At 46.7% G+C, this 18097-nt stretch carries 21 protein-coding genes; 7 read left to right on the top strand and 14 right to left on the bottom strand.

Features of this window, described 5'->3' with window-relative positions; translation table 11 throughout:
* Positions 1-6: 6 nt before the first annotated feature.
* Complete coding sequence (locus tag ACJJI4_RS03315; RefSeq protein ID WP_444927041.1) at positions 7-1329, bottom strand: efflux RND transporter periplasmic adaptor subunit; 1323 nt, start codon at positions 1327-1329, stop codon at positions 7-9.
* Positions 1330-1398: 69 nt separating this feature from the next.
* Between ACJJI4_RS03315 and ACJJI4_RS03310 the strand changes: the two genes are divergently transcribed.
* The gene (locus ACJJI4_RS03310) at positions 1399-1938 is read left to right on the top strand and encodes an NUDIX hydrolase (RefSeq protein WP_413664813.1); all 540 of its coding nucleotides are present in this window, start codon (positions 1399-1401) and stop codon (positions 1936-1938) included.
* 48 nt (positions 1939-1986) lie between these two features.
* Positions 1987-2526, top strand: coding sequence for a DUF4124 domain-containing protein (locus tag ACJJI4_RS03305; protein ID WP_444915833.1), 540 nt, complete (start codon positions 1987-1989; stop codon positions 2524-2526).
* On the opposite strand, the gene ACJJI4_RS03300 is transcribed toward ACJJI4_RS03305, so the two are convergent.
* The 5 genes from ACJJI4_RS03300 to nhaA all read right to left on the bottom strand — a co-directional run bounded on the left by ACJJI4_RS03300 (position 2523) and on the right by nhaA (position 7180).
* Positions 2523-2870 carry a YqfO family protein gene (locus ACJJI4_RS03300; protein WP_444927040.1) on the bottom strand — a complete coding sequence of 116 codons (348 nt, stop codon included), beginning with the start codon at positions 2868-2870 and terminating at the stop codon, positions 2523-2525. The genes ACJJI4_RS03305 and ACJJI4_RS03300 overlap by 4 nt on opposite strands.
* 71 nt (positions 2871-2941) lie before the next feature.
* Positions 2942-3796 carry a thioredoxin gene (gene trxA / locus ACJJI4_RS03295; protein WP_282931700.1) on the bottom strand — a complete coding sequence of 285 codons (855 nt, stop codon included), beginning with the start codon at positions 3794-3796 and terminating at the stop codon, positions 2942-2944.
* A gap of 45 nt (positions 3797-3841) precedes the next feature.
* Positions 3842-4222, bottom strand: a complete 381-nt coding sequence (locus ACJJI4_RS03290) for an MmcQ/YjbR family DNA-binding protein (protein WP_282931699.1) — start codon at positions 4220-4222, stop codon at positions 3842-3844.
* 2 nt (positions 4223-4224) lie between these two features.
* Positions 4225-5601 (bottom strand): hypothetical protein, encoded by a 1377-nt coding sequence (locus ACJJI4_RS03285; protein WP_444927039.1) that lies wholly within the window; start codon positions 5599-5601, stop codon positions 4225-4227.
* A gap of 103 nt (positions 5602-5704) precedes the next feature.
* The gene (gene nhaA, locus ACJJI4_RS03280; protein ID WP_444927038.1) at positions 5705-7180 is read right to left on the bottom strand and encodes a Na+/H+ antiporter NhaA; all 1476 of its coding nucleotides are present in this window, start codon (positions 7178-7180) and stop codon (positions 5705-5707) included.
* 126 nt (positions 7181-7306) lie between these two features.
* Here nhaA and ACJJI4_RS03275 point away from each other — a divergent pair, with 126 nt between their 5' ends.
* Positions 7307-8068 (top strand): TlyA family RNA methyltransferase, encoded by a 762-nt coding sequence (locus ACJJI4_RS03275; RefSeq protein ID WP_444927037.1) that lies wholly within the window; start codon positions 7307-7309, stop codon positions 8066-8068.
* 150 nt (positions 8069-8218) lie between these two features.
* Here ACJJI4_RS03275 and ACJJI4_RS03270 read toward each other — a convergent pair whose 3' ends face one another.
* Positions 8219-8785, bottom strand: a complete 567-nt coding sequence (locus ACJJI4_RS03270; protein WP_444927036.1) for a substrate binding domain-containing protein — start codon at positions 8783-8785, stop codon at positions 8219-8221.
* A gap of 6 nt (positions 8786-8791) precedes the next feature.
* Positions 8792-9121, bottom strand: a complete 330-nt coding sequence (locus ACJJI4_RS03265; protein WP_444927035.1) for a LysR family transcriptional regulator — start codon at positions 9119-9121, stop codon at positions 8792-8794.
* A 136-nt stretch (positions 9122-9257) separates the two neighbouring features.
* Between ACJJI4_RS03265 and ACJJI4_RS03260 the strand changes: the two genes are divergently transcribed.
* On the top strand, positions 9258-9947 hold the full coding sequence (locus ACJJI4_RS03260) for a pirin family protein (RefSeq protein WP_444927034.1): 690 nt from the start codon (positions 9258-9260) through the stop codon (positions 9945-9947).
* A gap of 570 nt (positions 9948-10517) precedes the next feature.
* Here the strand turns inward: ACJJI4_RS03260 and ACJJI4_RS03255 are convergent.
* Positions 10518-12209, bottom strand: a complete 1692-nt coding sequence (locus tag ACJJI4_RS03255; protein WP_444927033.1) for a DUF885 domain-containing protein — start codon at positions 12207-12209, stop codon at positions 10518-10520.
* A gap of 257 nt (positions 12210-12466) precedes the next feature.
* On the opposite strand from ACJJI4_RS03255, the gene ACJJI4_RS03250 reads away from it, so the two are divergent.
* The 3 genes from ACJJI4_RS03250 (at position 12467) to ACJJI4_RS03240 (ending at position 14654) form a co-directional block, all read left to right on the top strand.
* Positions 12467-12658 (top strand): hypothetical protein, encoded by a 192-nt coding sequence (locus ACJJI4_RS03250; protein WP_444927032.1) that lies wholly within the window; start codon positions 12467-12469, stop codon positions 12656-12658.
* A gap of 833 nt (positions 12659-13491) precedes the next feature.
* On the top strand, positions 13492-13800 hold the full coding sequence (locus ACJJI4_RS03245; RefSeq protein ID WP_444927031.1) for a transposase: 309 nt from the start codon (positions 13492-13494) through the stop codon (positions 13798-13800).
* Between the two features lie 101 nt (positions 13801-13901).
* The gene (locus tag ACJJI4_RS03240; RefSeq protein WP_444927030.1) at positions 13902-14654 is read left to right on the top strand and encodes an IS3 family transposase; all 753 of its coding nucleotides are present in this window, start codon (positions 13902-13904) and stop codon (positions 14652-14654) included.
* Between the two features lie 568 nt (positions 14655-15222).
* Here ACJJI4_RS03240 and ACJJI4_RS03235 read toward each other — a convergent pair.
* From ACJJI4_RS03235 to ACJJI4_RS03215, 5 genes are all read right to left on the bottom strand, one after another.
* Positions 15223-15447: a hypothetical protein gene (locus tag ACJJI4_RS03235; protein ID WP_444927029.1), complete on the bottom strand. Its 225-nt coding sequence runs from the start codon at positions 15445-15447 to the stop codon at positions 15223-15225.
* Between the two features lie 207 nt (positions 15448-15654).
* Positions 15655-16395: an NUDIX domain-containing protein gene (locus ACJJI4_RS03230; RefSeq protein WP_444927028.1), complete on the bottom strand. Its 741-nt coding sequence runs from the start codon at positions 16393-16395 to the stop codon at positions 15655-15657.
* Between the two features lie 120 nt (positions 16396-16515).
* On the bottom strand, positions 16516-16707 hold the full coding sequence (locus tag ACJJI4_RS03225; protein ID WP_444927027.1) for a GNAT family N-acetyltransferase: 192 nt from the start codon (positions 16705-16707) through the stop codon (positions 16516-16518).
* 287 nt (positions 16708-16994) lie between these two features.
* Positions 16995-17468 (bottom strand): OsmC family protein, encoded by a 474-nt coding sequence (locus tag ACJJI4_RS03220; protein ID WP_444927026.1) that lies wholly within the window; start codon positions 17466-17468, stop codon positions 16995-16997.
* 155 nt (positions 17469-17623) lie between these two features.
* Positions 17624-17968, bottom strand: coding sequence for a 4a-hydroxytetrahydrobiopterin dehydratase (locus ACJJI4_RS03215; protein ID WP_444894652.1), 345 nt, complete (start codon positions 17966-17968; stop codon positions 17624-17626).
* Between the last annotated feature and the right edge of the window lie 129 nt (positions 17969-18097).

The raw sequence follows: 18097 nt of genomic DNA, 5'->3' as shown, positions 1-18097 counted from the left end.
CGACAGCTATTTGTAGTCATCGTCATGCCCCTCAGATTCAGGGCTTGCTGGTGCCGCTTCCCCATCAGTTACCGGTAGCTCTCTCTCCCCTTGACTGTCTGTAGAGCCAGATTTCGCCGCAGAACTACTACTTTGCTCGGCGGGAGGGGCTGGTGGTGCTTCAACATCGTAGGGGTTTCTAGGGGTGTTTTGCGGCGTCACCGGCTTTCCTGCGACAACCCTCTGCAAACCATTAACGATTACAGATTCACCGGCGACAAGCCCGCGATCTACAGCCCACAACTCCCCTTCCCTCTGCCCCAAGGTCAGGTAGCGCTTCTCCGCAATATTATCTTTGCCCAAAACAAAGACATAACGGCCCTGCATATCCTCCATGACCGCTGACTGGGGTACCAACGGCCTCAGCGCGTCATTGCCGGTGTAGACGCTTATGGAAACTCGGGCAAACTGGCCCTGCACTAATAGTTGGCCTGGATTGGGAAACAGGGAGCGCACCGCTACCGATCCGGTATTGGGATCGATCTGATTATCGATAAATACGATTTTGCCCTTATGGGGGTAGTAATTGCCGTCGGGTAACTCAATGCGAACATCCAGGCGAGTGGGATTTAAACCCTCTCGCTGTCGCCGCTGGGAATCCACCTGCACCGCATAAAGTTGCTCTTCTGGCACTTCAAAGAGCACATAAATGGGATCCATTTTTACGATAGTGGCCAGGGGATCGGTGCTTGGCCCTACCAGGGAACCCACTGGAAATTCTGTACGCCCGATTCTTCCAGTGAGTGGCGCGTAAACTTTGGTATAAGAAAGGTCCAGCTCAGCGCTTTGCACTTTGGCGCGATTGGCATCGACTTGGGATTCCGCTTCCTCAAAATTACCTTCAAGCTCATCCATCTGTACCTGGCTGATAGCCCCAGTGGCCACCAAACGGCGGCCACGGTGGAAGTTCCGCTCAGCAACTCTCAGGGAGGCTTGGGATTGTTCCAGAGTAGCGCGCTGATTCGCCAGTTCGGCAATAAAAGGGCGCGGGTCAATTTCAAACAGTAACTGCCCTTTCTGGACGGTTTCCCCCTCGGTAAAATTGCGGCTCTGGATATACCCTTGTACTCGTGGGCGGACTTGATACTCATCAGTTGCCTCTACCCGCCCGACAAATTCAAAGCGGGGGATAACAGGCTCTTCCCTAACAACCAGTACTTCTACTGGCGGGGGAGGTGGCGCCTTTTCCTCTTCGCCTTTACCGCCACAGGCGCAAAGGGCAAGGAGCACTAGTCCGAGCAGAAAAAAATGCGCCATCGCAGGGTAGATACCGCCTTTATACTTCAACATCACTAACAACTATAGGCGTCAACCGGTCCGGAAGCTGGCGCTCAAATCTCGCATGGGTATACTGACGCCATGAAATTTTGCAGCCAATGCGGCAGTAACGCCGTAACACTTTCCATTCCCAAGGGCGATGATCGCCCCCGCCACATCTGTGGCAGTTGCGGCGCCATTTACTACATCAACCCCCGTGTTATTGTCGGAGTTGTCCCTTACGTTGGCGACAAGGTGATGCTGTGCAAGCGCGCCATACAGCCGCGCCTGGGGCTCTGGACTCTGCCTGCCGGGTTTATGGAGAGTGGCGAAACTAGCGAAGAGGGCGCCTTGCGAGAGTCCTGGGAGGAAGCCCGGGCCAGTATCCGCGTGGACGAGCTCTACTCCGTCTACGATATTCCCCATATCAATCAGGTCTACATGATGTACCGGGGTGAATTGACCGATATGAATTTCGGACCCGGGCCTGAATCGCTCGAAGTTGAGCTATTTCGCGAAGACGAAATTCCCTGGAGGGAGATTGCATTTCCCATTATGCACCGCACTTTGGAGCACTATTTCGAAGATACCCGTATCGGGCAATACCAGTTACACCGCGGTGTCATCAATCGAAAGCTGTAAACCACTTTACTTAATGAGTTAATGACCCTGCATTAAAAGGATGTTTGCATGAAATACTTTCCAATGCTCGGTGCCTTGTTACTGGTAGGCATTGTCCTGCCTATGATCTTACCGGGCCCAGATGGCAAACCCATCATGTCACCCTCCGACTGGCTGCCACAAAAACCGGATATTTCAGCGATTCGCGAAACCGGTGAGCGAGCTATGCAAAGTGTGCGCGAAACCACCCAGGGATCAGTGTCAAAAATTGAAGAGTTGGCAACTTCCAGTGGGCTCGTATCTCAAGGGGATTCTGACAAGCAAACATCTGAGGTTTTTACCTGGAAAGATAAAGATGGGAACTGGCACTTCTCAGACACCGTGCCGGAGGGGTTGGATTCACACGTGCGTATTCACCGCGTCAAGCCTCTAAATACAGTCACTGCCAATGACCCAATTGACTTGAGATCCGACTCGATCGTTGAAGACAGTAGCCCCGCCGAAAATAAACTGCCGACCCATCACACCAGCGTTTCAAAATTACTGGAAGATGCGAAAGCGATCGAGCAAAAAAGCCACGAACGACAAAAGGTACTCGATAGCCTTTAAGAGACCTCTGCTTTATTTAAGCCGGCACTACTGCAGCGATCATCCAATCGCCAGAGGTCAAACGCCGGTTCTTCATAGGGGTGGGCTGCTCGCATTGCATCGAGAGCAGCATCCACCAGCTCATCGGCACAGACCATCTCCACACGGTATTCCATCACAGTCTCGACCTGGCCCGACCGACCAATAAATGGCTGACTCCCATCCAGCGGCCTGAACTGTCCCTCTCCCAGAACTTGCCAACAACAACTATCGTAGTCGCCAATACGTCCTGCACCCACGGAAAATAGCGCTTGCTTTACCGCTTCCAAGTGAGACTCGGGAATATAAACACAGAGCTTATACATTAATAATCGTCCTTCTCTCCCCCAAAAACAAAGAGGCCTCTTGGGCCCCTTTGTTTACCGGCAGAGTATTTTTAAAACATCATAGTCATTAACTTGCGCTGGTACTGAGTGGCAACAGGGTCGCCAGCACCCAAACTTTTTACAATATCCAGGAACGTCTGCTTGGCAGCACCATCGGCAAAGCCCATGTCTTTACGCAAAATATCCAGCAATAATTGCAGTGCTTCTTCATGGCGGTTGGCTTGGCTGTACTGCACGGCCAATTGATAAGCAGAATCGCTATCCGCAGGGTTTTCTTCCAGCGCCTTTTGCAGAGCCTGAATTTCTGGAGTTTCTGCTGCCTGTTGCTTCAGCTCCAATTGAGCCATCAGCTGCTGGTATTCCGCATCCTGATCTGCCAGCAGAATTTTACTGAGCACAGTCTCCGCTTCCTGGGCACGGTTTTGGTCGAGCAAGATAGCAGCCAGTTGTTTGGCGATATCAGTGCGTTCAGACGATTCCGTATAAGCCTGACGCAACAAAGGCAGGGCTTCCGCCACTTTATCTTCACCGATTAACGCCTGTGCCTGCTGCAACTTTATGTCCCAGGGTTTTGGCAGATACTTATCCAGCATCTCACGAATCTGTGTCTCTGGCTGCACACCGGCAAAGCCATCTACCGGCTGGCCATCTTTTAAAACCATTACCGTGGGCAAGCTGCGTACACCCAGCTGACCCGCCAGCATTTGCTCGGTATCTGCATTGACCTTCGCCAATAAAAACTGACCGCTATACTCATTGGCCAGTTTTTCCAACACCGGCATCAACTGCTTGCACGGCTCACACCAATCGGCCCAAAAGTCCACCACTACCGGGCGCTTCATGGACTCTTCAATCAGAATTTGCTGGGCGTTCTCTGCCGTTACATCGACAATAAATTCGTTCACATCCTCTCCTAGACTAAATCTGGGTATTTCTATTCTCAGGGGCCTCTAGCGGTAGAGCAGCTCCGCTCCATAGGCCAGTTCCAGGGACTCCCGCTCAAGCTTGCGAAGCCCCTTAACCACCAGGCCATATGAGCGATCTACCATTCGCTCAATCTCATAATCGGGCACTGTGCCATCCAACAACACCGTATTCCAGTGTTTCTTGTTCATATGGTAACCCGGGATAACACCGGAAAAGATGTCCCTTAACGCCTGGGCTTCATCGGGATCGCACTTGAGATTACTGGCGTCCACCCCGCGGTAACAGCTTAAGGTAGCAAACATACGCCCCTTAATCTTAAATACCGCTACATCCGGGCCAAAAGGAAAATCCTCGATAGCTTCCGGTCGCGATAGTAAATACTCTCTCAAAGTGCCTTTTTGCATGATTACCAATCCAGGGATGACGGCAGGCGCGGCGAGGATAATAAACGGGTAAAGCGCTGCCAGCGCTCTTCATTATTTTGACTGCCCTGCTCTACATAATCAGCAACCAGTGTCTTACCCCAATTGTAATTAATTACGTAGGCGCCGTAGGCATCTACAAAATCCTTCCGCTGTGCCGCCTTGGCGGGGCTCATCAAGGTATATTTCTCAAACAACGCAGGTACCTGCGCGCCCTCAATTTCCCCGTCGATATACTGGCGGGCAATCTCATTGCCGGCAAAACCCAACTTATCTACCAGGGCCATTACCTGCTCATACTTTTCCGCCGTTTTCGGATCCAGGCCAGCTAAGGGGTAGAGAACCTCCATTTCAAAACGGGTTTTCTCCTCACCTGGGAAAGTCAGCTCTATCCCGTAGTTTGCACTTCCTTCGGCAATCAGTGACTGTGGACTGAAAAGCGGGTAAACGCTGTACTCTGCCCAACCCCGTTCCTTGACCAGAGTTTGCTCCAACAGCGCGTTATAGGTGTGATGCCCCGGATACCCTTCGTGACAGCCCAGGTCAATAGCCCTATCTATCGTAATTGGCAGGCCATTGTTCACCTGTATAAGACTGTGCGAACGCCCCTTATACCAGTTGTAGCCACTCCAGGGTTTGTCGCTGACATACTCCAGAACAAAACTCTCATCCGCTGGGAGTGAAACATACTGCTTGGTGCGCGCGCGGCATTCTTTAATGGCGGCATCAAATACGGCCTGAAGGCGATCGGCAGGAATTTCATAAGCTTTGCGGAAGCTGGCTACCTTCTCACTCAAGGGCTGCTCACCAGGGAGTAATGCTTCCAACTCCTCCAGCATAGGTTCAAAACTTTCCAAATCCTGCTGCGGGGGCTCGGTGTCGTAGAGGGTTCGAGCTTCATTGGCGAAGCTTCTCGGGCTCTCTCCTGCCAGACTACGAGCATGGAACACCAGGGCCCGCAACTGTGTCTTCAGGTAATGCATACGCAGGTTTTCGATAGACCCATCGCCGTCGATTACCGCTGGCAGCTCTGCCAGTAAAGACTCACCGCGCCGGGCGATATCTGCAGCGCTCGCATTACTCTTGGTGGCAGTTTCACGCAATTCAGCCGGGCCGTAATAGGCATCGACATAGCTGTCGTCGTGATTTCCCAGTTCAAGTACTAGAAGGACATAAGCCTGGGCCAGACTATCCATCGCACTACCTCCACTATCGGATTTGGGAATTGTTGTAGTCGATTGATCATCAACCCCGACTTCAGAATCGGCTTTTTTATTAGCTGTAGTTTGGCCATCACAAGCCCCAAGCAGTAGGGAAATAGCCAGCACTGGTAGCGCCTGTGCCAGTGTTCTCAAATGCATAATTCTTATTTCTCTCACGTACATTAACAATGGGAACTGGAGACTAATGGAATCAGGCCCCTCCAGGACCGAGGGGCAGTGACATCAGGAACGCTAAAACAAATTAACCTTGGCGGCTGGGCTGCTGTTCTACGTCCTCCCCTTCCCTAAGGCTATCGCTGCCACCTTCATCCAGGGGCTCCCCCTCCCCATGAACTTCAAACTCATCGGCCACCGGAGCTTTGCGCAATACCAGGAACCCAGCCACTCCAGCAATTACTGATGCCAGTAGGATACCCGCTTTAGCTTGGATCAACAGCTCATATTCAGAGCTAAAGGCCAGCTCAGCAATGAAGATCGACATAGTGAAGCCAATCCCGCCAAGGAGTGCAACACCGACAATATGTTGGAAATTGGCGGACTTAGGCAACTTGCCCCAACCAAGCTTCCAGCCAATCCAGGTGGCGCCAACGATACCCACCAGCTTGCCCACAACCAAGCCGGAAATGACCCCAAGGGTGACAGGATTTATCACTGCCGAAGAACTGGTAAAACTACTAAAGGGAATACCGGCGTTAGCCAATGCAAAAATAGGGATTATTACGAAACCCACCGGTGTGTGCAGGCGGGTTTCCATGCGCTGTAGCGGCGATTGCGCCAGGTTGACGCCATTTCCCAGCGCCATCACTCGGGCGCGCAACGCATCGTTAGCAATAATCTTATCGCCTGGACGGAAACAGCGGTCAAAGCTGCGAATAATATCCTTTACAAAGGTACTAAAGGCCACCGGGTCATATTTGGGTTTGGCCGGCAGTGCCATTGCCGTAATCACCCCCGCAATAGTCGCATGTACCCCCGCCAGGTAGAACTCATACCAGAGCAGCACACCGACAAATACATAGGCCGGAGAACTGCGAACCCCCGCCGCTTTAAGCAGCCACATAATCACTACCAGGCAACCCGCCGCAATCAGCGCGGTGATATTCACCTGTTCGGTATACCAGATTGCAATCACTAAAATTGCGCCCAAATCATCCACAATGGCTAGCGCAACCAGGAAAGTAACTACCGCACGAGGCACCCGATTCCCCAAGAGGGCAATACAGCCGACAGCAAATGCTATATCCGTGGCCATGGGAATGCCCCAGCCGCGTTCTGCACCACTATCCGCATTAAAAGAAGCGTAAATAAGTGCCGGCACCACCATTCCGCCAATTGCCGCCATCACCGGAAGTACAGCCTGGCGAAGGTCGGACAGCTCTCCCACCATAAATTCGCGCTTTAATTCCAATCCCACCAGAAAGAAAAAGATCGCCATCAAGCCATCGTTGATCCAGTGATGTAAGGAGAGAGAGAATTCCCAGTTTCCCGCGCTGAGGCTGATGGGCATGTGCAACAGGTGTTTGTAAGCCTCCTGCAAAGGAGAGTTGGCAATAACCAACGCCGCCAGAGCTGATAGCATCAGCAAAATACCACTGCTGCTTTGGCGATGGATAAACTCTTCAAAGGGAGTTACCAAGCGCCCAAAGGCACCCTCAAGTGGCGCCTCAAAGACCTTTCCCTTGCGAATTTTGAACTTATCCAGAACGCTTTTTGCCATCAGCTAACCTCCTCCTTACTAAAGATTAGTCCCACAATTTGCGGAGCCGCACTTCTACCTGCTGGAGCCAGAGGTTAGCATGGACCCTGTATTCTCAATTATGTAAACAGGATTGCACCGCGAAACATGACCCGATTGGATCAACTGCTTGTACAGAGAGAGCTGGCAAACTCCCGCACCCATGCAAAGAAACTGATTGATGCCGGAAGGGTCATGGTATCCGATGGCGGTACCCTCCAGCCCGCGCGCAAGGCCGGGCAGAGCATTCCAGAAGATTGCGCCCTTGAAGTCACCCCCCTACCGGAAGACCAGTATGTTTCCCGAGCGGGCCTGAAATTGGCCGCCATCCTCGACCAGACAGGACTAAACCCCTCTGGCTGGCACGCACTGGATGTTGGCTGCTCTACTGGCGGTTTTAGCGACTGCCTACTCCAACGGGGAGCAGCATCAGTTGTCGGTGTTGATGTTGGGCGAGATCAGTTGGCGCAGAAGTTACTGGATGACCCCCGTATGCACCTATTTGAAGGGGTAAATGCACGCCACCTGGAAGCCTCCCAAATCTCCCCCCACGGAGACGCAGGTTTTGATGCCATCGTTATGGATGTCTCTTTTATTTCCCAAGCACTCATTCTGCCGCAGTTACCCGCCTTGCTTAAACCTTCGGGGCAACTCCTAAGTCTGGTTAAACCGCAATTTGAAGTGGGCCCGGAGGGGATCGGCAAGGGTGGTCTGGTGCGTGATGCCAAATACTACCCGGAGGTGCGCGAGCGCATCACCGCCTTATGCGAAGATCTGGGACTTGAAGTGAAAGACTATATTGACAGTCCAATAAAGGGCGGCAATGGCAACCGGGAGTTTTTACTTTGGGCCACACGGCATCCACGCTAACCTGAATTTCTTCAGTTGAATTAAACCTTACAGAAAAAACCTTTGCTAAAGTTTCGATAGCCCTAACGAATAAGGGCTATCTACCGAGTTAATATTTAAATACATCTTTACTTAGCTTGATATGCATCTTGAAAAGGTTTTTTAACGCGTTCAGCCCAGTCGATTCATACACACTTGCTGAACAAAGGCCAAAAAAGAGCTCACCTTTGGCAATTTTTGTCGATGTTGTGGGTAGAGCGCATAAAGACCCACCGGTGGCATCTCCCACTCAGGAAATACTGGCACCAATAAATCCGCAGCTACTTCTTGTTGGCACATATAGTCTGGGAGAATTGCGATTCCACAACCATCAACCAGCATCTGCTTTAGCATCAAGAAGTCATCGACTCTCACTCTCGGCTCGATCATTATCTCTCGAACATCAGTTCCATTCGTTAAATTCAACCTGCCGCCATACTGTGCACTGCTCATAATTAGAAACTCGCAATCGGCCAAAGATTCTAACTCGGCATTCAGATTCTGCCGCTCTATGTAATTTGGGCTAGTGTATAAACGGCGCCTAATTCTCCCTAATTTCTTGGCTATCAACCGAGAATCAACCAACTCTCCCACGCGGATAACCAGATCGTAGCCCTCCTCGATCAAATCCACTCTTTTGTTAGATAGAGTTAACTCCAATTCAATATCAGGATGGGCCTGTAGAAACTCACCCAGCACATCTTTCTATATCGCATGGCCTACACCAACAGAGACACGCACCCGCAGCTTACCGCACGCCTTGCTCACTAAACTGCCGACTTTGCTTTCTGCTAGATCGACTTCATGCTGTATTCGACGGCAGTGTTGCAAGTAGGTACTGCCGGCTTCGGTCAAGCTTTGTGTGCGGGTGGTTCGCTCTAGCAGAGTGACTCCTAGAGCATGTTCCAGCTTGGCAATTTTCCGGCTGAGATTTGCCTTAGGCAAATTAAGCCGTTCCGCAGCTGAGGTAAAACTACCTGCATCCACTACTGCCATGAAAAGCAACATGTCGTTCAAATCAACGTTACGGCCCATCCTATGAAACCTGCAGAATCTTATTGTTGTTGAAAATGGGATAATGACTACGAAAAACAACTATATATCAAACAAAAAGGGATATCTAGAATGACTCCATCGACTACAGCAACAAACAAATCACCCGGAGAAAAAAATGGAAATTTTAGCCCGAGATACACTAGAGTTAGGCGGCTTCGCAGGTATTACTGAACATCGACTGGTGACTGATAGCCGCGTATTTGGTGCTCGCAAAAAAGCAGAGGCTTTTGAAGGACTGGGCAACATGGTGTATTTAGCTGATGCACGCTATTTACCCCAGGGCTCATCGGGTATGCATCCGCACAGTGAAATCGATGTTATCTCTATCATTGTCGAGGGTCGGGTCAGCCATGAGGGATCTTTAGAACACGGCAAGGATTTAGCCGCAGGTGAAGTTCAGGTACAACGTGCAGGGGGAGAGGGTTTCTCTCACAATGAAATTAATCCAGACAAACAGCAAAACAGAATGCTGCAAGTCTGGGCGCTACCAGAGAAAGCTGGCCAGCCTGCGGGGTATAAAACCTACAAACCAGCATTAAATGGCGCCACTCGTATTTATGGAGGTATTGACGAGAAAGGCAGTACTTTTGATAGCAGCACTTTAATGGACATTGCACACTTAAAAACAGATGAACAATTATCTTTAAATGAAACTCACTTAATCTATGTAATTAGTGGAAGTGCAAAAGTAACCTCAGGGCACATCACAGAGCAGGTGAAGGAGGGCGACTTAATCCGAGGGGATAACTTAACTCTTACCAGTACAGCAGCGCTGCACTTGCTTCTTGTGAGCCATAACAATTAGATCCTCAGTTACAAAAATATCATTCATAACTAGACAACTTACTGAGAGTAACCTTTCTACCGTTAGTTAGGATTTGAGTTCTACCCGTTTTGATGAAGGCGCCTAATTCAAAACCAAGTAAAGCTCTATTTCAAATAGTACCAACTCACATACAAAGTAAAAATCTGGCTGGCTAAATTTACGGGGAACAAGGTAAGTAAATCAAAACAGATATAAACTCACAAAAATCACCAATTTTTATATAGCTCCCCCAGAGAAACGCACCTACCCCCCAGATCAACAATTCCAAATAACAATCTGAGTATCAATGAAGCTTTGCCTCCTTAGACAAAGGAGCCCCCGTTAAACAATACAGGCCACCTAGCACTTCCTGTAAAAGCTGGAAAATTAAAATACAGACATTATCTCTCAATATAATGAGTCAAATTGGATTTCAATTTTACTCTATAGAGTTTTAACATTAACTTCAATTTCAACTCTAAAAAATATCAACCAACATTCAACCAACTTAAGAAAATAAATGAAAGACCCTTTACAAGGGTCTCCCAAATCAATATAGGCTAACAGCAGTTACTGTGAGCTACCAAACTGCTCCGTGAGCACACCAAAAGGCACCACACCATATTGTAAAACTTTCCCATGAAATTCTTTGATGTCAAAGCTCCCTTTATCTTTTTCTGCCTCACGAAGTTGAAGTAAAAATTCATAACCTAGATAATATGAACTTGGTTGTGCCGGTGTATAAACAGAACGTCCAATTTCTATATCAATGTCTCGGCCTGATATTCCCGTAGCATTAGATAAGTACTCTCCAGCTTCTGCAATAGTCCACTCCTTTACATTTATTCCAGTATCAACTACGACCCTAGCTGCCCTAAGTGCTTCTAACTGCAATCTACCTAGGTTTCCATACGAATTATCATCATGCCAACCCTGCTCAAAAGCTAAGCGCTCTGCATACAACCCCCACCCCTCCTGATATCCATCGATATTAGTAACACTACGAAAAAGGGGGAGGTCTAAATTGCCAGTTACTGTAAATTGAGTATGATGCCCTGGAGCTCCTTCGTGATAAACAATCCCTGGCAGCTCTAACAAATTAGTATCCTCAGATGTATCTACTGTAAAGTGGGCAATTTTGTTTTTATTAGCCGGAAAATATGACCAACCGTAACCCTCCACAAACTCTACTGGGGAATACTCAACGGCAGGGAATAAATTTACACTCTTTACAAGTGCCTCATCTAAGAGGACCTTAAATTCACTGATAATATTTTCTTTCTGAACAACAGGAGCATCATTACGCGCCATCGCATACAGAGTAGATAAATCATTAGAAGTATCGTAGCCAAGCAACTCAAACTCAGAATATATTTCTTCATGAATGGCCTCCAAAGAATTCAAACTATCTTGATGCGCCACAAAGGCATCTTGTCGTAAACTAACATAACGACTTAGTAAGTTATTGTAATACTCAACACCTCCTGGATATTGGGCATAACCAGGATTTTCAGGAGCTCGATCCAGTAAGGCTAAGAGTTGACTGGAGACCACTGACCTAGCTGATGCGACTTGATTTTCTAAAATAGATTTGCACCGCAGTAGCCACTCGTTACGCTTCTCATCTGAAATATTCATTTTTTTTATTGCAGCATCCAAGATAACATAAGCTACATCTTGATTAGGATTTTCACCCCAATATTCAAATAGCTCTGCCAAACCCAGGATAATCTCTCGGTGATCCACTATCCCCAATTTCGCCCTAAAATCAACCCAATTTGAAATCGACGCATAATAAGCAGGCAAATACTCTACTTGGCTCAAATAACCCTCAACATCAGAATGATTATTAAGAGGTAAACTATAAAATATATTCGTCACACGCAAAGCACTATGTGCATTTACACTAAACTGCAAATGACTTTCAACTGCAATATAATTACTTAAGAACCAGTGATAATAATCGTAATCTATTTTTTGCTTCTCACTTAACTCACGCCGATCGTATGTGTTAAGTTTCTTTAGAGTTCTTGCATACATAGCAAGTGTTTTAAGTTTGTAGGACAACGAAATTGGAGTAATCCCAGGATAAGAAAGTCCCACTTCATCCTGCACCTGACGAATCACAACCCATTCGGGATCTCGCCTAAGTAGTTCGGTATAAGAGGACTCCACAAAGGAATCAAAACTGGAATCGCTTGCAGTAATTGGCAAGCTAATAATGAGGCATAAATAAATCCATATATATCTTAGAGCTTTCATAGAGCTACCCTTATCAGTTCACTTTATACAACCAAAATAATAATGCCTATAAATGGGCAAAAAGTGAACCGACTTGTATTACATCAATATAAATTCACATTTTGCAAGCACGTATTATAGAATGAACTCTCCGTCCCACTTTCAATAAATTTTTTGAGCAACCCTAGTGCCAATAAAGACAAAAATACAACGTTATCTGCCAAAAATACTTTCTCCCGATTGAGTGGACGCCTACCATCTGAATAGGGGAAGAGAAAATGCCGAAAATACTGAGCAAAGTACGTATTGATGAATATTCAAAAGAGCTCAAAGTTAGAATGGCAGCGTTCATTAGTCAACTGAAAGTAGATACGGCTTCTATCACCAAGATTATAAGCCTATATCCAGCAATGGTGTATAGATTGTGGCAGAGAAACTGGCTGAGTAGTCCAACCGTAGAACAAGCATGACAAAGACAACAAAATCTTGGTCTCTAACTGATGATAAAGAGATAAAATATTTAAGAAAGCAAGTTAAGAATTTTCAAAAATAAAATGACTTCCTAGTACGGTGGGAAGTATACCTAAAAGATCCAAGACTGAAAGATTCACGTTAATAGCTCATAACCGGCGGGGCTTTTTATCTTACACTTATGTAGATATTTGAATGTTTCACCCCAAGGATTTTTCTAAATGGCTAAACCGTGATGAGAATACTCGTGACATAGAAAATTGGCGAATTCTAGTGTGTATAGAGACTTTCTATATGGAACATGATGGCAATTATGGATGCATCAAGAATTAGTTCAGAGCTGAAAGCTAAATGAGTGCGAATGAATCAAAACGTGCTAAACACCTTATAAAAGAAGCTGAAACCGAGGGGAAAACTGGCTAGTTTTATTACTGACGTCCTTTGTCTGCAAGTTCTTGTATTAAATTTGAAAAATTGCCAATAGAAATTGGCATGTAGACTAAACCAAACTTTCAACAGGCGGGGGATGTGACCCTCCTGAAAATAAATGGGCAATGGCAATATTTATCTATGATTATTGCCCCTTACTCCCCATAAATAGTGGGTTGGGAGTTGTCGGACACAAGAACTGTTGAATTTATACTATCAACTTTAAATAAAGCCGTTCGCCGCAGCAATATAGAGCCTGATTCAATATCACAGTGACAGGGGGCTGAGCCCGGTGCTTATGAATATAGAAACCGACTCAAAGTATAGGCGTTAAACCGAAGACTTACCCACATTTAGTAGACACCCTGTATAGTTAGGTTTAGGCCTAACACGGAGGTGTATCATGGGTAAGAAAAGAACTCAGGCGTATACGGAGGAGTTCCGTAGAGAAGCAGTTAAGAGAGCGGAAAAGCCTAGAGTAACAACGGCTTCTGTGGCGCGAGAGCTAGGCGTCAGCGTACAGCAGATCTACAACTGGCGTCGTCAATTTAATCGACTGTCTGATAAGCAGTTCAATAGTTTAGACGGTGTCGACTATTCCAAACAGGAAAGCGCTGAAGTTCGCAAGTTCAAGAAGGAGCTGCATGAAGCTCGTCAGGAGGTTGAGTTTCTAAAAAAGGCAGCTGCGTACTTTGCGAACCACCAAGAGTAAAGTACGCGCTGATACAAGAGCATTTAGGGTCATTCCCGGTTAGCTTGATGTGTCGGTGTTTAGAAGTCTCAAGATCGGGTTATTATCGATGACGGGGGCGGTTGCCATCTGCTCGCATGATTAGAAAGATACGAACAACCGAGAACATCCGAGAAACGTTTTCTGAATTTAAAGGTCGTTATGAAGCGCCTAGAATCGCTTGCGAGCTTCAAGAATTAGGCGAGTCATGCTCACGGAACTACGTCGCTAAGCTTATGCAACAGGAGCATATTAAAGCGAGAAACGGCAAAGGCTTTCGATATAGTCAGCCCGTAGAGAGGAATATCAATGTCGCCGCCAACCTACTTAAGCGTTGCTTCGATGTGGATCGACCAAATTGCCGCTGGACCAGTGACATTACGTATATCTGGGTTCTGGAGCGGTGGTTGTACCTCGCGGTAGTTATGGATCTGTACTCTCGACGTATTGTAGGTTGGGCATTTGACTCCCAGATGACCGATGAGTTGACACATCGAGCGTTGAAAATGGCCCTAGAGCGACGACAAATAAAGCCTGGACTAATAGTTCACTCTGACAGGGGTGTGCAATATCGATCGCAGAAATACCAGGATCTCTTGTCTGAAAGTAAGTGCAAGCCGAGTATGAGTCGCCAGGCTAACTGTTGGGACAATGCGGCAATGGAATCATTCTTTAGCAGGCTAAAAGTCGAGATGGTCTATGCCAGAGCATTCGAAAGCGAAGAGCAAGCAAAATCTGCGGTGTTTGAATACATTGAGATTTTCTACAATAGGGTTCGTAGGCACTCTGCATTGGGCTATGTAAGTCCAGCAGAGTATGAGCGAAAATACGCATAGTTAGAGTGTCTACTTTTTGTGGGCAAGACCAACCGAGCATGAACCGTCCTGGATTTATGAATAGTAATGTGTAGGTAGAATTATTTTTCAGACATTAAAAACTGGGAGTTTTAAAAGGTTGATTTTGAGTCAGTCAAGCATCTGAGAAGCAGTTTATTTTAGTATCATGATAGATATTATAACCATATAAGAAGGAATTATTCGCTTAGGCTCAAAAGCCATGACGAACATGAAAGGATGGCCAAAAATACGAATATAAGGTGTCAGCTACTTTAAAGGGGAGCTACCCTCAAAACAACCCATCTGAAATTTAGTCTATATAACCAAACACATACACGCACGACTTAACTCAACAAGATATCTACATACCTGACGTTCAGATACCCCAATCAAAATAGTAGCAACCGAAACCAAGAAATAGAATTGTGACAATTCCCATAAAATGTAGATACTACCATACGAATGAAGTTAAAACTAAGTAGACACTACATGGTATGACAAAGAAGTCCAGCCTGTCACGAATGTAAAACTATCTCATTGCTCCAACAAGTTAATCAGATGGGTTAGTTCAGACCAAATCTGAAACATTTTCTGAAAATAGGGGTTTACCAATTTTCATGGAGGCGTCATATCCACCTTCTTTAAAGGATGTGGGAAGAGAAATCCAGTACTCCCTTTTCTCTTTAAGAGTTTGCGAGATAATAACCTTGCGCTCACCGATAGTTATCTCTTTGGATTGAGCAGTTAAGCTCCAAACTGCAGTAATTAAAATAGCTATAAATTTGCTTTTCATAGGAACACTCCATCTTTCCACCAGCTAACCATTTAACCCACTAATAATTTAATAATCAGAAGAGAAAGAAAATCACACGCCATGTTCTGGACTCAATGAGAATGAAGAATTCACAATGTGTTTAGAATGCAGCTTAGTCTCTCCCCCCCCTGCCTCAAAAGTAAGTGGTTAAACTGCGATATATACTCAACCAATCATTTGGACCTTTTAAGCATTAGTCCAAAATATTTCCTGCTTTGCGAAGGGATCCTTGTAAGAGTCCTGGCTGACCTGGGTTAAACCAAGCCTTTGCATGGACATTTCAGCTACATGTCTATTAAATGCTGAGATATGCCCTCCATTTAAGTAGTGGTCAATATCTACCCAGGAAGCATGCTTAATTTCTTCCGTATCTGTTATTGAAATATCCCGATTTAAGGCACTCAATTCACATACGAAGTAGATATCCGTATAGCCTAAATTCGTAGGAAATCGGGTAGCAAATCCGAGTACTGAGGAAAACTCGCAGGACACACCGGTCTCCTCATAAACCTCACGAATCACCGCATCGGCTATCTTTTCACCCAGATCAACGGTTCCTCCAGGCAGCTTCGGGCTCAATGCTGCGCTGTGGCCCTGGACACAGAGTAGTTGCCCATCAAGAAGTACGAATCCCCCAACTCCCACCGTATGGGTTGGGTAGAAGGGAACATATGCATCTTCCTGAAGCTTAAGAACCAGCCTTGTAGCAGAATCCCGACAGCTATGAAATGTAAAACCATGCTTTAGGCATATCGGGATAAACCGGGTAAGTGCATCTCGGAGATCTATCCATATCAACTTTCGGCTGTTAACTCTGGATACTTCTATAATGGCTACCAGTTCAACCAAGAACTGATCTTCCGTACCAGAAAAATTCTCGAGATCCAAAGTAACGCAATTAAAGGAATCAACTATATGATGAAACACAAGCAACCTATTCAACACCTAAATGATTTCAATACCATAAACGATATAGCCAACACTGAATCAATCATTCGTTCATTGATGTAAAGCCAACTTCGAATCCACAATAATAGCTCTGTGCCATTATTTGATAAGATACATCCCTTCAGTGTCTGGACGGCTCAATTCAAATCCAAATTTTTTATAAAGCTCGGGAACATCTGCCATCAACGTAATATATGCTGAAGGAAGGGCTTCTCGATCCAGGTAAGCCATAATGTGCTCCATGATCTGACGCCCCAGGCCAACACCTTGGTTTGGGATCGACAGCAACATCCACTATCTCAAAATTAAGTGCGCCATCCCCCACTACCCGGCCCATAGCGACAGTTTCAGATTGTCTTTTTATATGGATACCGTACAAGCTATTTGGAAGGCCTTTTTCCGCTGCTTCACGGCTTCTGGGGGTTAAGCCTGTTATCTCTCGCAGTTTGAGGAAATCCTCGGTAGAAGCTACTTTCTCAGTAATTGTGTACATACCTTGCCGAATAAAATAAACAAATTAATAGTACCGCTAAGCCTACCTAGTACCCAGCGACAACCCAATCGTTATAGGAAGGTACTTAAACTGGAATTTCCTGGATCTCTGTCACCACTTCAGCTTTCACGGAGTTCGCAATAAAACACTGTTTGTGGGAAAGGTGATGTATTTTTTCTAACTGCTCGCGACTGGGTTGTTTTTCACCGGAGAAGCGCACTGAAGGACGCAGGGTAACTTTAGTCATAGCAATTCGGCCATCCTTATCGGCCCCCATAATTCCTATAGCTTCATCGCAATATTCATCAACCACAAATCCTCGCTTGGCTGCAATCGATAGAAAAAACAACATGTGGCAGCTGGACAGAGCCGCTACAAAAGCTTCTTCTGGATCAACGTTTTCAACCACTGAATAGGGAATGGGTACAACATGGGGGGAAGAGGAGGCTGGGATAGATGCCCCACCATCAAATTGCCAGGTGTGGGCTCGACTGTATTGATTATCGGTGAAAATCTGCTCGTCGCGTTTCCAGGTCACCGTTGAAGTATACTCTGACAAGACTTATCTCCCTTTAGACGACCCCCCTAGTCTTGGGGGAAAAGGGGCTAAATTGGGATGCTCACCAGCCCTAAGATTACCAAGAACCGGTGAGTGCTATTTCAAATGGTCCATCGCCTCCCAAAGCCGGATATAGGCGCCACAAGAAATACTAGTTAAGCGGCATCCACCTGCTCATCGGTGCGAGCAGCCATGATAAAGTCATTTTTGTGCAGGCCCTTAGCCTCGTGACTCCACCAGGTAACCGTAACCTTACCCCATTCAGTCAGCAGTGCGGGGTGATGCCCCACCTCTTCGGCAATCGCGCCGACACGGTTGGTAAACGCCAGAGCCTGCTTGAAGTTACGAAACTTAAACACGCGTTCCAGCTGCATAATTCCGTCACGGGTCATCGGCATCCAGTCAGGGATCTGCCGCAGCAGTCCTGGTAGTTCGTCATCACTCACCAGCGGCGCATCGGCACGACAGGCTTCACATTGTTGTTGAGCTAGTTCGGTCATGAATCGGTCCTCAAAACCTTGTTTATTATCGGCTCAATTGGGCCGGCCTCACTCTACCCGCCCCCCTTTAACGAAACAAGTACAGGGCTCAAAAACGCATTTTATCCGGTTTTACCATCACAAAATGGA

It is taken from the genome of Microbulbifer maximicatervae (SeqCode) (genome assembly GCF_052467305.1).
This window is presented reverse-complemented; position numbering and strand designations above follow the sequence as displayed.